The sequence below is a fragment of the Streptomyces tardus genome, assembly GCF_018101125.2.
Lineage (GTDB): Bacteria > Actinomycetota > Actinomycetes > Streptomycetales > Streptomycetaceae > Streptomyces > Streptomyces tardus.
This window is the reverse complement of sequence record NZ_JAELVF020000001.1, coordinates 4,298,410-4,312,509: the sequence shown is the minus strand read 5'-3', so window position 1 is coordinate 4,312,509 and position 14,100 is coordinate 4,298,410. Positions and strand designations below refer to the sequence as shown.

At 72.5% G+C, this 14,100-nt stretch carries 12 protein-coding genes; 7 read left to right on the top strand and 5 right to left on the bottom strand.

What is annotated here, in order from left to right:
- Nucleotides 1-7: 7 nt before the first annotated feature.
- Both ftsL and rsmH read right to left on the bottom strand, forming a co-directional pair.
- Nucleotides 8-385, bottom strand: a complete 378-nt coding sequence (gene ftsL, locus JGS22_RS18475; protein ID WP_236073203.1) for a cell division protein FtsL — start codon at nucleotides 383-385, stop codon at nucleotides 8-10.
- The gene (gene rsmH / locus JGS22_RS18470; protein ID WP_211039723.1) at nucleotides 382-1,347 is read right to left on the bottom strand and encodes a 16S rRNA (cytosine(1402)-N(4))-methyltransferase RsmH; all 966 of its coding nucleotides are present in this window, start codon (nucleotides 1,345-1,347) and stop codon (nucleotides 382-384) included. The genes ftsL and rsmH overlap by 4 nt, the downstream gene beginning before the upstream one ends.
- A gap of 530 nt (nucleotides 1,348-1,877) precedes the next feature.
- Here rsmH and JGS22_RS18465 point away from each other — a divergent pair.
- From JGS22_RS18465 to JGS22_RS18450, 4 genes are all read left to right on the top strand, one after another.
- Nucleotides 1,878-2,408, top strand: a complete 531-nt coding sequence (locus JGS22_RS18465) for a beta-class carbonic anhydrase (RefSeq protein ID WP_211039722.1) — start codon at nucleotides 1,878-1,880, stop codon at nucleotides 2,406-2,408.
- 132 nt (nucleotides 2,409-2,540) lie between these two features.
- Nucleotides 2,541-3,548 (top strand): AAA family ATPase, encoded by a 1,008-nt coding sequence (locus JGS22_RS18460; RefSeq protein WP_211039721.1) that lies wholly within the window; start codon nucleotides 2,541-2,543, stop codon nucleotides 3,546-3,548.
- Nucleotides 3,548-4,840, top strand: coding sequence for a DUF58 domain-containing protein (locus JGS22_RS18455; RefSeq protein WP_211039720.1), 1,293 nt, complete (start codon nucleotides 3,548-3,550; stop codon nucleotides 4,838-4,840). Before JGS22_RS18460 ends, JGS22_RS18455 begins: the two co-directional genes overlap by 1 nt.
- The gene (locus JGS22_RS18450) at nucleotides 4,837-7,245 is read left to right on the top strand and encodes a transglutaminase TgpA family protein (RefSeq protein WP_211039719.1); all 2,409 of its coding nucleotides are present in this window, start codon (nucleotides 4,837-4,839) and stop codon (nucleotides 7,243-7,245) included. Before JGS22_RS18455 ends, JGS22_RS18450 begins: the two co-directional genes overlap by 4 nt.
- A gap of 513 nt (nucleotides 7,246-7,758) precedes the next feature.
- Here the strand turns inward: JGS22_RS18450 and JGS22_RS18445 are convergent.
- The 3 genes from JGS22_RS18445 to JGS22_RS18435 form a co-directional block, all read right to left on the bottom strand.
- Nucleotides 7,759-8,175 (bottom strand): SCO2097 family morphological protein, encoded by a 417-nt coding sequence (locus tag JGS22_RS18445; RefSeq protein ID WP_211039718.1) that lies wholly within the window; start codon nucleotides 8,173-8,175, stop codon nucleotides 7,759-7,761.
- 381 nt (nucleotides 8,176-8,556) lie between these two features.
- Nucleotides 8,557-9,306 (bottom strand): methyltransferase, encoded by a 750-nt coding sequence (locus JGS22_RS18440; protein ID WP_211039717.1) that lies wholly within the window; start codon nucleotides 9,304-9,306, stop codon nucleotides 8,557-8,559.
- A gap of 42 nt (nucleotides 9,307-9,348) precedes the next feature.
- Nucleotides 9,349-9,903: an SAV_6107 family HEPN domain-containing protein gene (locus JGS22_RS18435; RefSeq protein WP_216815030.1), complete on the bottom strand. Its 555-nt coding sequence runs from the start codon at nucleotides 9,901-9,903 to the stop codon at nucleotides 9,349-9,351.
- 302 nt (nucleotides 9,904-10,205) lie between these two features.
- Between JGS22_RS18435 and JGS22_RS18430 the strand changes: the two genes are divergently transcribed.
- From JGS22_RS18430 to JGS22_RS18420, 3 genes are all read left to right on the top strand, one after another.
- Nucleotides 10,206-11,075 (top strand): ATP-binding cassette domain-containing protein, encoded by an 870-nt coding sequence (locus tag JGS22_RS18430; protein ID WP_211041552.1) that lies wholly within the window; start codon nucleotides 10,206-10,208, stop codon nucleotides 11,073-11,075.
- Nucleotides 11,047-13,155, top strand: a complete 2,109-nt coding sequence (locus JGS22_RS18425) for a YhgE/Pip family protein (RefSeq protein WP_211041551.1) — start codon at nucleotides 11,047-11,049, stop codon at nucleotides 13,153-13,155. The genes JGS22_RS18430 and JGS22_RS18425 overlap by 29 nt, the downstream gene beginning before the upstream one ends.
- Before the next feature lie 164 nt (nucleotides 13,156-13,319).
- Complete coding sequence (locus JGS22_RS18420) at nucleotides 13,320-13,982, top strand: TetR/AcrR family transcriptional regulator (RefSeq protein WP_211041555.1); 663 nt, start codon at nucleotides 13,320-13,322, stop codon at nucleotides 13,980-13,982.
- Nucleotides 13,983-14,100 lie beyond the last annotated feature (118 nt).

Sequence of the window (14,100 nt, the reverse complement as noted above, 5' to 3'; positions counted from 1 at the left end):
GGCCGCGTCACCTCCCGGAGTCTGGGCGGGCTGGTTCGGGGACGCCGACGACACCGCCGTCGGACTTCAGGAAGGCCGGCACGCCGCCGGGCACCAGGCCCAGCTCCCTGGCGCGCTTGTCCAGCGCGTCGGGCGCCGAGAAGCCGTCGACCTGGCCCTGGAGCTCCTGCCGCTCGTCGCTCAGCAGCTTGGACTGCTTCTTGAGCTTGCTGAGTTCGAACGACCCCTGGTTCAGGGAGGCGTTGAGCAGCAGCAGCCCGAGCAGTCCCGAGCCGAGCAGCACCACGATCAGCAGGACGAAGGGCGTACGCGCCGCGCCGGGGCCGTTGGCGGCCAGCCGGGTGAGGGCTGCGAGGCGGGCGGGCTGTCTGGGCCGGGGGCTCATGGCTGCGCTTCCTCCCGTACGCGTTCGGCACCGCGCAGCCGGGCGGGAGCCGCGCGGCGGTTGGTCTCGATCTCCTCCTCGGACGGCAGCTCCGAGCCGCGGGTCAGCAGCCGCAGCCGGGGCTGGTAGCGCTCGGGCACGACGGGCAGGCCGGGCGGCGCGGTGGAGGCCGCCCCCGCCGCGAGGACCTGCTTCACCAGCCGGTCCTCGAGCGAGTGGTAGGAGAGCACGGCGATGCGCCCGTGCAGCGCGAGGGAGGAGACGGCGGCGGGGATCGCCCGTTCCAGAGCCCGGAGTTCGCCGTTGACCTCGATGCGAAGCGCCTGGAAGGTGCGCTTGGCCGGGTTGCCGCCGGTGCGCTTGACGGCCTGCGGCAGCGCCGCGCGGATCAGCTCGACCAGCCGGGCACTGTGGGTGAAGGGCTCCCGCGCCCGCTCCCGCACGACCGCTTCGACGATCCGCTTGGCCTGCTTCTCCTCGCCGTACGCGCGCAGAATGCGCACCAGTTCGCCCGGGGCGTACGTGTTGAGGACCTCCGCCGCCGAAATGCCGGTGCTCTGGTCCATCCGCATGTCCAGCGGGGCGTCCTGCGCGTAGGCGAAGCCGCGTCCGGCCTCGTCGAGCTGCATCGAGGAGACGCCGAGGTCGAAGAGAATGCCGTCCGCCCCGGGGACGCCCAGTCGACGCAGTACGTCGGGGAGTTCGTCGTAGACCGCGTGCACGAGGGTGACGCGATCGCCGTACGGGGCGAGGCGCTCACCGGCGAGCTTCAACGCGTCCGGGTCGCGGTCCAGGCCGATCAGCCGCGCCTGCGGATGGGCTTCGAGCAGTGCCTGGCTGTGCCCGCCGAGCCCGAGGGTGCAGTCGACCACCACCGCGCCCGGACGTGTCAGCGCGGGCTCCAGGAGGTCCAGACACCGCCGGAGCATTACGGGGACGTGTCGCTCTTCGCCGCTGCTCATGCGCCCTCTCAAATCCGGCGCGGGCTGCTGCACATACAGCTCGGTCCCCGCCCGCTCTGAAGGGGAAGTGGCTTCCTGGCGCCGGGGAAGTGGCGTCGGGCCGCCGGAGCGGGAGGAGGCCGAGCCGTATGTGCGAACCGCACAGCCGGTGGGGCGTCGTCTACCGGGATGTCCGGCCGGCATCTGCGCTCGCGTCTCCCACTGGGCGTCACCTTAGTCCACCCGGTCGCGTGGTCAACCAACCGGAGGGGCGCGTCCCTTCCCGTTCCTCCAGCGGTTTTGCGGGAGTTGGGACCGGCGCAGGCAGAGGCGGCACGGGGCGGCGCACCGCGCGGAACTGGGGCCGGTGGCGGCGCAGGACGGGGCGGCGCCGGTGCGGACACGCGCGCTCCCCCGCGCGCTCCCGCATTCGGACGTATCCGCGCGAACCCCGTGTGCACTAGGTCACACGGGGCAGGAATGCCTGCTGTGCCCCGGTCCGCACCGCTTCGCGACGCACCGGGGCGGTCGTGCCCCGATACGGTTTCGCCATGCCGACCTCTCGTGACCAGCAGCCGGTGACCGATCAACTCACCGCCGCCAACTCCCGCTACGCGGCGAAGTTCACCGATCCGGGCATGGATGCCCAGCCCGTGCTGAACGTCGCCGTCGTCGCCTGCATGGACGCCCGCCTCGACCTCCACGCCGCCCTGGGCCTGCGCCTGGGCGACTGCCACACCATCCGCAACGCGGGCGGAGTGGTCACCGACGACGTGATCCGCTCCCTGACGATCAGCCAGCGGGCCCTGGGCACCCGGTCGATCGTGCTGATCCACCACACCGGCTGCGGCCTCCTGGACCTGACCGAGGACTTCCGGCACGAGCTGGAGCTCGAGGTCGGGCAGCGGCCGGCCTGGGCGGTGGAGGCGTTCAAGGACCTCGACCAGGACGTACGACAGTCCATCCAGAAGGTACGGACCTCTCCGTTCCTCCCGCACACTGATGATGTACGCGGTTTCGTCTTCGACGTGCGGACGGGCCTGTTGCGCGAGATCGACCCGGAGAACGGCCAGGAGCGGTGACGCGACGGGCGGTCTCCATGAAGAATGAACCGTCAACCGGTTGGTTCCGCAGGAGCTGAGCCGGGAGTTTCGGGACGGGCCGGCCCAAGTGACCTCCGGCCCGGCTACTGGAGTTGGGCCGAGGAGGGCCGGGTGACGACCTATGAAGAGCGTGCGAGCCTCAGTGACCTGACGGACACCGCGGATCGGGTGCGCAAGTCCGTCGAGCGGGTCATCGAGGGCAAGCCCGAGGCCGTCCGGCTGTCGCTGACGGTGCTGCTCGCCGAGGGGCACCTGCTGATCGAGGACGTCCCCGGGGTGGGCAAGACGATGCTCGCGAAGGCACTCGCCCGCTCCATCGACTGCTCGGTCCGGCGCATCCAGTTCACGCCGGACCTGCTGCCCTCTGACGTCACCGGGGTGAGCGTGTACGACCAGGAGCGCAAGGAGTTCGAGTTCAAACCCGGGGCGATCTTCGCGCAGATCGTCATCGGGGACGAGATCAACCGCGCCTCCCCCAAGACGCAGTCGGCGATGCTGGAGTCGATGGAGGAGCGCCAGGTCACCATCGACGGCCACACCTACGAACTGCCCGACCCCTTCATGGTCGTCGCCACCCAGAACCCGGTGGAGATGGAGGGCACCTACCCGCTCCCCGAGGCCCAGCGCGACCGGTTCATGGCCCGGGTCTCCATCGGCTACCCCAGCGTCGAGGCCGAGCTGGAGATGCTCGACGTGCACGGCGGCGTCTCGCCGCTGGACGACCTCCAACCGGTGGCGCACGCGCACGACATCGGCAAGCTCATCGACGCGGTGCGTGAGGTCCACGTCGCCGAGACGGTGCGCCGCTACGCCGTAGACCTGGTCGGAGCCACCCGCAACCACCCCGAGCTGCGACTCGGAGCCTCACCGCGGGCGACGCTCCAACTGCTGCGCGCCGCCAAGGCGTCGGCCGCGCTGGCCGGCCGCGACTACGCGCTCCCCGACGATGTCCAGAACCTGGCCGTGCCGGTCCTCGCGCACCGGCTGCTGCCGACCGCGCAGGCCCAGCTGAACCGCCGTACCACCGAGCAGTTGGTGGTGGAGATACTGCAACGCACCCCGGTGCCCGACGCCCAGCAGTGGGGGCCCTACGGGCGGCCGGCACCGCGGGGCCACTGATGGACACCGGGAGCGGCGACCAGGAGCAGCGCGGCTCGCTGCGCACCTCGTTGAGCGGGCTGACGACCCGGGGCCGTTCCTTCCTGGCCGCCGGCCTGGCGGCGACCGCGTGCGCCTACGTCCTCGGGCAGGGCGACCTGCTGCGGGTGGGCATGATGCTGGCGGTGCTGCCGCTGGTCTGCGTGGTGGTGCTGCACCGCACCCGGTACCGGGTCGCCGGCTCCCGGCTCCTGCAGCCGACGCGGGTACCGGCGCGCAGCGAGGCACGGGTGCATCTGCGGGTGGAGAACATCTCGCGGCTGCCCACCGGTCTGCTGATGCTCCAGGACCGGGTGCCGTACGTGCTCGGCCCGCGGCCGCGCTTCGTCCTCGACCGGGTGGAGGCCGGCGGCCGGCGCGAGGTGTCCTATCGGGTCCGTTCGGACCTGCGCGGGCGGTACGCGCTCGGGCCGCTCCAGCTGCGGCTGACCGATCCGTTCGGAATGGTCGAGCTCACTCGTTCGTTCAGCGCACATGACACTCTCACCGTGGTGCCGCGCACGGAGCCGCTGCCTCCGGTCCGGCTGGCCGGCGAGGCCGGTGGTTACGGCGACAGCCGTCAGCGTTCGCTGGCACTCGCCGGGGACGACGACGTGATCCCGCGCGAGTACCGCCACGGCGACGACCTGCGCCGGGTTCACTGGCGCTCGACGGCCCGGTACGGCGAGCTGATGGTCCGCCGCGAGGAGCAGCCCCAACAGGCGCGGTGCACCGTGCTGTTGGACACCAGGGACGAGGCCTGGGCCGGCTCCGGGCCCGACTCTCCCTTCGAGTGGGCGGTCTCGGCGGCGGCCTCGACCGTGATGCACCTGATCGAACGCGGCTACGGCGTACGGCTGTTGACGGACTTCGAGGGCTCCGGCGTGGACACCGGCGGCCTGATGGGCGACTCCTCGGAGACGGCCGGGCTGCTGTTGGACTCGCTCGCGGTCGTGGAGCACTCCGCCGAGCCGAGCCTCGCCCGTATGGGGGAATCACTGCGCGGGGACGGCCTGCTGATCGCCTTCCTGGGCGCGATGGACGAAGAGGACGCGGCGCAGACCGCACGGACGCGGGCCCGGGCCGGCGGCGCGGTCGCGTTCCTGGTGCGGGGGCGCGCCACCCGGGCGGAGGACGAGGCGCGGGCACGGGCGCTGCGGGAGAGCGGCTGGACGGTGGTGCTCTGCGACGCGGGCGACCCGTTCGCCGAGCTGTGGCGGCAGACGGACCGGGCAGCCGCGGGCAGCGGTGCGGCGGAAGGCGGGAACGCATGAGCGGCGGAGCTCGGTTGACGCTGGCGGCCTGGTGGGCCTCGGTCGCCTGCGCGTGTGCGCTGCTGCCGCTGGTCTCGGCGGCGAGCTGGCTCTTCCAGGCCGCCGCGCTGCTCGCGGTGCAGAGCGCGGTGGGCATGGCCGCCCGCCGCGTTCCGTTGGCCAGGCCGGTGACGATCACCGCACAGCTGCTCGTCTCGTTCGTGCTGCTGACGCTGGTCTTCGCGCAGGAGAGCGCGCTGGGCGGTGTGCTGCCGACTCCGGCGAGCGTCGAGCAGTTGGGCCTGTTGGTCGGCCAGGGCAGCGAGGACGTCACCAGGTTCACCATCCCCGCGCCGCTGACGGACGGCATCCAGTTGATGCTGGTCGGTGGAGCGCTGGCGATCGGTCTGCTCGTGGACGTCATCGCGGTGACCTTCCGCAGCGCCGCGCCCGCCGGTCTGCCGCTGCTGGCGCTCTACTCGGTGGCCGCGGGCCTCGGGCAGGGGGAGGTCAGCTGGCTGTGGTTCCTGGTCGCCGCGACCGGCTATCTGCTCCTGCTGCTCGCCGAGGGGCGGGACCGGATCTCCCAGTGGGGCCGGGTGTTCAGCGGCGCCGCGATGCAGCGCGGCTTCGGGCAGCGGTCCGAGCCCCCGGTGTCCGCGCCGGTGCGCACCGGACGGCGGATCGGGGTCGCGACGCTGGGTCTCGCCCTGCTCGTGCCCGCGCTGCTCCCCTCGCTGGGCAGCGGGGTGCTCGACCCGGCCGGGCGCGGATCGGGCAGCTCCTCCGACGGGACGGTGTCCGCGGTCAACCCGCTGGTGGCGCTCCAGGACAGCCTCAACCAGCCGGAGAACCGCACCGTCCTCACCTACCGGACGAACGCGCAGAGCAACGAGGACATGTACCTGCGCATCGTCTCCCTCGACCAGTTCGACGGGACCGCGTGGAAGCCGTCGGAGCGCCGCATCACCTCCGTGCCCGACCCGCTGCCCGACGTACCGGGGATGTCCCCCGACGTGGACGTGCAGCGCACGACGACTCTCATCGAGGCGGCGGACTGGTACAAGCAGAGCTGGCTGCCGATGCCGTACCCGGCCCAGCGGGTGGACGTCGACGGCCGCTGGCGGTTCGAGCCCGAGGGGCGCACTCTGGTCGGCGACCGCGGGCAGACGACCCAGGGCGCGAACTACCAGGTGGTCAGTCTCCAGGTCCGGCCCACCGCCGAGCAGTTGAAGAACGCACCACCGGCCCGCGAGGAGATTCGCCGCGAGTACACCGACGTGCCGGGCTCGCTGCCCCGCGAGGTGGAGAGCATCGCGCGCAACGTCGTCCAGGGCTCGGACAGCGACTACGAGCGGGCGCTCGCGCTCCAGGAGTGGTTCGCCCGCGAGGGCGGTTTCACCTACAACACCGAGGTGCGTGCCGGCAGCGGCAGCGCGGCGATCACCCGCTTCCTGGACCAGCGCGAGGGGTTCTGCATCCACTTCGCCTTCTCGATGGCCGCCATGGCCAGGACCCTGGACATCCCGGCGCGGGTGGCGGTCGGTTTCACGCCGGGCACCCCGGCGTCCGGCGGCCGTACCGAGGTGGGGTTGCAGGACGCGCACGCCTGGCCCGAGCTGTACTTCGAGGGCGTCGGCTGGACCCGGTTCGAGCCCACACCGTCGCGCGGCAACACCCCCGGTTACGCACAGCCCGATCTGCCCGACCCCTCCGTCCCGGAGGACGAGGAGACCGGGCCGGAGGAGACCACCGGCCCCGGTCCGGAGCCCACCGAGGAGGAGGAGTGCACGGCGGAGCGCCGGCAGGCCGGCGAGTGCGGTGAGCTGGACGCCGTCGGTCCGCCGCCCGGCGACGGGGGCTTCCCGTGGCAGCGCGCCGCGCTGATCACCGTCGCGGCGCTGGCCGTGCTGACGCTGCCGCTGCTGCCTGCGCTGTGGCGCATCCGGGCGCGCGGCAGACGGCTCGCCGCGTCCGGCGGTCCGGCAGCCGGTTCCGCGGATGCGGTGCTGGCCGCCTGGCGGGAACTTCTGGACACCGGCTGGGACTTCGGCATCGCGCCCGACGATTCCGCCACCCCCCGCAAGGCCGTGCGCCGCCTGATCACCGAGGGCCGGCTCGACGCCGATTCCGCAGCAGCCGCGCACCGGGTCGCGGACGCGGTGGAGCGGGTGCTGTACGCCCCGAGCCCCGCGCGAAGCAGCGGTGCCGACGGCGATCCGGCCGCCGATGTGCACACGGTGCGTGCGGGTCTGCGGTCCGTCGCGGACCGGCGGACCGGGCTGCGGGCACTGCTCGCTCCGCGTTCGGCCGTACGGGTGGGCTGGGCCGTGCGCCGCCGCTGGGCGTTCGCGGCGGAGCAGGCGCGGGCCAGAGTGGTGAGGGCAGGCGCGGCAGTGCGTTCGGTGCGCAGGCGCCGGGCCTGATCCGCGGCCCCGGCCGATCCGTCGGTCGGGGCCGCGGTGGCCACCCGGCGTACACCCCTTCACGGCCACGCGCGGGTGGCAGCGCCCGTGGCCCGTTCCACGGCCGAGCGTCGCCGCCTCTCCTCCCTCACCGGCTCCGGCGGCCGTACTCGCTGGCTCAGGGCTTACGGGCTCAGGGCTTACGGGGCCCCTGGGCTCCGTGCCGGCAGGCACCGGGCGGGCGAGCACCGGCTGCGCACGTCAGGTCCCGCGTACACCGGTTCCGCGAACGCCGGGCCCGCACCTGCCGGTTCCGCGGGGCGCCGGGAGCCTGGATGCGTGCCGGGGCGGGGCGGGCCTGCGCGAGCCGGGTTCGCGGACCACGGTTCTGCGGTCCCGGAGCCGTCTGCTGCCTACGCGCTCGCGGCGCCTCGCGGCCCCGCGCACAAAAGCGGTGGGTCGCTCTCCCGGGAGAGCGACCCACCGCTTTCGAATCTGGTCCTGTGTGGTGCCGTCGGAGCGCCGTGGCGTCGGCTACTGGCGCTCGTCGCGACGCCGCTGCCAGCGCTGCTCGATCTTGTTCATCATCGATTTGCGCTGTTTGGGCTGCCGTCGGGAGGAGGCTCCGCCCCTCGCAGGGCCGGCCTCACCACCGCCTTCGGCTTTGGCGTCGTCGGTCTTCGGGCCTTTCCGCCAGCCGGTGACGGCCAGGACGGTGCATCCGAGCATCACGAGGAAGCCGAGGACGCTGACCCAGATGATCTGCGCGACCATTCCGGACATCAGGAGCGCAACGCCCACCAGAAAGCCCGCAACCGCCTGGTAGACCCGCTTGCGGGTCGGCGCGCGCAGCTCGCTTCCCTCGAGCGCTGTCGCGAACTTGGGATCTTCGGCGTACAGCGCTCGCTCCATCTGCTCGAGCATGCGCTGCTCGTGCTCAGAGAGCGGCACGGAGTCCTCCTACTCGTCGGTCGCGGGGGGCGACCGGATGCGACCCTTCAAGGATAGGCAGGGAATCGCCCCCGTGAAACCCGCCCCTGTACGCCAGTCCCTTCCGTGAGGTCGGTCGTGGCTGACACAGCAGTGGCCAGTTCATTCCCCTACTACCCGCCCGTCATGCCCGACGGTCTGCCTCGATCATACGGCGCCGGGCGCGGAAGCGGGCACCCACGGCCGAGGGCTGTCAGGTCAATCTTGCCGGATCTCCGAAAGGGCCGCGAGGGGGGCCGCCGCACCCACGGTGAACTGGCACTCGCAACCGGGTGGCCACCCGCGCCGGCAGCCCTCGAGAAGGCGCCCGGGCCCGCTCCGTGCACGTACCGCGGCGCACGACTAGCGCAGTTCCGCCAGCACGTGCAACTGGCCCGCGACCGAGCGAAAGGCGGGCAGCTCGGCCGCCGCCGCCTCCAGTTGGGCGAGCGCTTCGACCGCCTGCGGCTCGGAGTCCACCAGCGCACCCGGCACCAGATCGCCGAAGATCCGAACGCCCTGGATGACACCGACCTCCAGCCCGGTCTCGACGAGAAGCTCGCTCAGGTGCTCCGGGGAGAACCGGCGCGGCATCGGGTCCGCGACGCCCCAGCGGCCGTCCGGGTCCTCCAGCGCGTGCCGGGCTTCGGTGAAGTGGCCGGCGAGCGCCCTGGCGAACACGGCGCCGCCCAGCCCGGCGGCGAGCACACTGAGGGTGCCGCCCTCGGGCCGCAGCGCGGCGACCGCGTTGCGCACGGATTCCGCGGGATCGTCCACGTACTCCAGCACTCCGTGACACAGCACCGCGTCGTAGCCGCCGCGCTCCGCAACGTCCAGCAGTCCGTGCGCGTCTCCCTGCACGCCCTGCACCCGCTCGGCCACGCCCTCCTCGGCGGCCCGGCGCTCCAGCGCGAACAGCGCGTTGGGGCTCGGGTCGACGACTGTGACCCGGTGGCCGAGGCCCGCCAGCGGCACGGCGAAGTGCCCGGAGCCCCCGCCCGCGTCGAGGACTTCGAGCGAGGCCCGTCCGGCCCGGGAGGCTCTGCGGTCGAGCGCTTCCCGGAGCACCTCCCAGACCACGGCGGTACGGAGAGCGGCGCGGGGGCGGGTCATGGCGGTGCTCCTCGGCGACTGAAGTGGCTGATCGGGCCCAGCCTATTGCCTCCCCCCGGACGCCGACGGACGCCGCCCTCCTGCCGGGCCTCCCCGGCCCGGACGGGTGGGCCCGCGCCGGTGGGGCAGCCCCGAGTCGATGATCAGGGTCCGCTCCACCAGCAGGCGGAACTCCTGGGCGGTGCGCAGCAGCTCGTCCGCGTGCGCACCGCTCACCGAGCCGTGGACACCCGCCTCGGCGAGCGCCCGCCGGCTCGCACCGGAGGCGAAGTACGCGCTCCACTCAGCGAGTTCGGGGGCTGCCTCGCGGAGTATGTCCCAGGCGCTGCGTATACGGCGGCGGGCCCGCTCGGAGGCCTCCGGCCGGCCGCGCGCCGCCAGGACCGCGGCGGCGGCGTGGAGTGCGGCTCGGTGCGCGGCGACGTAGCGCTCGTGGGGCGTCCGGAGGACAGCGGCTTCGGCCAGCGCCCGGTGCGCCTGGGCGAGTTGGGAGAGGGCAGCCGTCGAGACGGCCGGCGGGTGGGTGTCCGGCGCCGGACACCCACCCGCCGGCCGTCTCGACGGCTGCCCTCTCCCAACTCGCCGGCTTCCGCGCACAGTTCGACGTCCCGGAAGACCGTGCCCCGCGGCCCGTCCATTCCGAGGCCCTCGGCGGTGACTGCCGCCCCCCGCATATGCTCTCCTTTTTTGAACTGACCAGTCAGTTCAAAAAAGGAGAGCATATGCGGGGGGCGGCAGTCACCGCCGAGTGCCTCGGAGGCTTCTCGTGCTCCGCGAGAGCGCGCGGGAAGACCCCACGCCCATGGTGACTCCCCCCACTGACAACGAGGGGTGGGACCGGTGCTCCGAGGCGACTGCTAGTCTTTGAACTGACCAGTCAGTTCAAAAAAGGAGAGCATATGCGGGGGGCGGCAGTCACCGCCGAGGGCCTCGGAATGGACGGGCCGCGGGGCACGGTCTTCCGGGACGTCGAACTGTGCGCGGAAGCCGGCGAGTTGGTGGCGGTCCAGGGGCCGTCGGGGTCGGGGCGCACCTGTCTGCTGCTGGCGCTGACCGGTCGGATGCGGACCACTGCGGGCCGGGTCGAGGTGGACGGTCTGCCGCTGCCGAAGCGGATGGCCGCGGTGCGCGAGATCACCGCGCTCGGGCCCGTACCGGACGTCAACGACCCGGAGCCCGCTCTCACCGTCGCCGAGCATCTGCGCGAACGCTCCCTGCTGCGCCCGTACTTCCGCGGCTGGCGGCGTGAGCGCACGGCCGCCCGCCGGGAACGTCTCGACCACGCGCTGGAGCTCGCCGGCCTCTCTCTCGAAGAGCTGCCCAAGGGGCCGCGCACCACCGTGCGGCAGCTGGAGCGGACGCAGGAGCTGCGACTGGGCGTCGCCCTCGCGCTGCTGGACGAGCCGCGGCTGATCGCCGTCGACGATGTCGGTCTCAAGCTCTCGGACGCCGAACGGCTGGAGATGTGGGGGCTGTTGCGCGCCGTCGCCGCGGCCGGCGTCACCGTACTGGCCTCGTGCACCCAGGCACCGGAGGACGCGGCCGTGCTGCGGATCGACGCCGCGCAGGCGCACGACCCGGCCCCCGGCACCGGGGGCGACGGCGTCCCCGACCCGAGCGCGACGGAGCGGCCCGGCCCGGCAGCGGACGCCGACGAGGCCGGCACGACCGAAGAGCCGACCGCGCAGCACGCCACCGACTCCCCGCAGCAGACCGCGACTTCGAAGGAGGGCCCCGGGGATGCGTTCGCCGAGACTGGCCGCGCTTGAGCTCAAGCGGTTCGGAAGGGGCCGGATGCCCCGGGCGGCGGTGGCGGCGATGCTGCTCATCCCGCTGCTGTACGGGGCGCTCTACCTGTGGTCGTTCTGGGACCCGTTGGGCAGCATGGACCGGATACCGGTGGCGCTGGTCAACGACGACAGGGGCGCGCACGCCGAGAGCGACGACGGAAAGCGGCAGCGGATCCAGGCGGGCGAGGACATCGTCTCCGGGCTGCACGACAGCGACACCTTCGACTGGCAGGAGGTCGGCGCCGAGGAGGCCGAGAAAGGCGTGGAGGACGGCAGTTACTACCTCTCGCTGACGATCCCCGCCGACTTCAGCGCCAAACTCGCCTCCAGCTCCGGGGAGAACCCGGAGACCGGCGCCCTCAGAGTCCGCACCAACGACGCCAACAACTACATCGTCGGCCAGATCTCCCGGACCGTCTTCTCCGAGGTGCGCGCCTCAGCCTCGTCCAAGGCCTCGGACGGTTTCTTCAACCGCATCTTCGTCTCCTTCTCCACCCTGCACGAGCGCACCGGCGAAGCCGCCGACGGAGCCGGCCGGATCAACAAGGGGGTCGGCGACGCCAAGGACGGAACGAAGGAGCTGCTCGCCGGAGCGGGCAGGGCACAGAAGGGCAGCGGCGAACTGCACTCGGGCGTCACCAAGCTGCACAAGGGCGCGGCCACGCTGCACAGCGGTACGAAGCAGGTCGCCGGCGGCACGAAGAAGCTGGCCGCGAAGGTGAACGGACTCGCCAAGGCCGTCGAGCCGCTGACCTCGCCCGAGGCGGGTGAGGACATCGCCAAGCTGGCGGGCAGGGTGGCCAAGGGGGCGAAGGCCGCGCAGAAGCACGTCGGCAAGCTCCCCGAGGACGCCGAGCGCGCGGAGAAACTGGCCCGCGGCGCGGCGAACGGCGCCGAGAAGCTGCACAACCGGCTCTGCGGCGAGGAGAGTTCGGCCGAGCCGGCGGCGGTCGACTGCTCCGAGCTCGAGAAGCACGTGCAGCTCACCCGCCGAGCCGCCGACGCCGCGGAGGGCCTGAACGACCGCGTCCAGGAGTACGAGGACCTGGACGAACTCCGCAAGGACCTGGTCAAGGTCGAGCGCACCGCCCGACAGGTGCAGCAGCGCGCACCACACCTCGGCAAGGACCTCGACACCGCCGTCAAGCAGGTGAACGCACTCGACGCCGGCGCCCGGAAGGTCAACGCCGGAGCGGGCCGGCTGCACACCGGCCTCGGCACCGCGAAGAGCGGGTCCTCTCAGCTGGACAGCGGTCTGAGCGAGTTGAGCGCGGGAGTGAAGCAGCTGGACGGCGGACTCTTCAAGCTCGCGGACGGTTCGCAGAAGCTGGCCAAGGGGCTCGACGACGGCAAGGCCCGTATCCCGGACTACGGCGACGACGAACGCGCCGAGCGCAGCTCGATCATGGCCGACCCGGTGGACCTGCAGAGCCGGGCCGCCCACCAGGCGCCCAACTACGGCACCGGTTTCGCGCCGTACTTCATCCCGCTCGCCCTGTGGGTGGCGGCGATGATCTGCTACATGCTGCTGCCCGCCCTCAACCGGCGCGCGCTCGCAGCCGGCGCGCCCTCCTGGCGCACCGCGCTGGCCGGTTGGCTGCCGGTGGTGGGCCTTGGCCTCGCCCAGGTGGTGACGCTGATCTCCGTGCTCCACTGGGGGCTGGGACTCCAGATGGAACGCCCGGCGGGCACTGTGGGCTTCCTGCTGCTGACCACCGCCTGCTTCAGCGCGATCGTCCAGTGGATGAACGCGCGGTTCGGGCCGGCGGGGCGCATCGTGGTACTGGTGGCGCTGATGCTCCAGCTCACCTCCGCGGGCGGCACCTACCCGGTGCAGACCAGCCCGGACTTCTTCAACGCCATCCACCCGTACCTGCCCATGACCTACGTCGTGGACGGACTGCGGGTGCTCATCACCGGTGGCGCAATGACGCCGGTGTGGCAGGCGTGTGGGGTATTGCTGGGCTTCACCGCGGGTGCGCTGGCACTGACCGCGTTCACCGCCCGGCGCGGTGCCGTGTGGACGATGAAACGGCTGCACCCGGAGCTCACGCTGTGAGCCCCGGCCGGCAGCGGCGAGGAGGCGGCAGGAGCGCGGACCGCGACAGCGGGGCCGCGGCGCGGAGTGCGCCGTGGCACGGAGTACGACGTCGCGGGTGCGGCGCGGAGACTGCGGCGGGGTCGCCGCAGTGAGGAGACTGCGGTGTGGAGAAGGCTCCCCGGATGAAGAACGGCAGCGGCGGCGGGACGACGCGCGGCCCTCGTACGAGCGCGACGCGCCAGAAGCTGTACGAGGCGGCGGTGACGCTCATCGCCGAACAGGGCTTCTCCTCCACGACGGTCGAGGAGATCGCCGAGCGGGCCGGCGTCGCCAAGGGCACCGTCTACTACAACTTCGCCAGCAAGGCGGACCTCTTCGAGGAACTGCTGCGTCACGGCGTGGAGTTGCTCACCACCGAGCTGAGGGACGCGGCGGCGCAGGAGAGCGCGCGGGGTGGCGGCCGGGTCGACTCGCTGGACGCGATGATCAAGGCTGGCCTGCGGTTCATCGACCACTATCCGGCGTTCAGCCAGCTCTACGTCGCAGAGCTGTGGCGTCCCAACCGGGCGTGGCAGAAGACGCTGATGGTGGTCCGGGGACAAGCGGTGGCCGTGGTGGAGGATGTGCTGCGACTCGGCGTCCAGGAGGGGGAGTTCAGCGAGGAGATCGACATCCAGCTGACCTCCGCGGCACTGGTCGGGATGGTGCTGGTGGCGGCGCTGGACTGGAAGGCGTTCCAGTCGGAGCGTTCGCTGGGGGATGTGCACGGCGCGCTCTCGCTGCTGCTCCAGGGCCGGGTCGGCGGCAGCGGCAGCGGCAGGCTCGGCGGCCCGGCCGACGACTGACGCGGCCCCGCGGGATCGCCGCCGTCCGGCCGCCTCCGCCGTACGCGGGAACACAGCGTGCGCACGGGCGGGACGTGCGGCGCGTGGGCACGTGTGCGGCGCGTGGGCACGTGTGCGG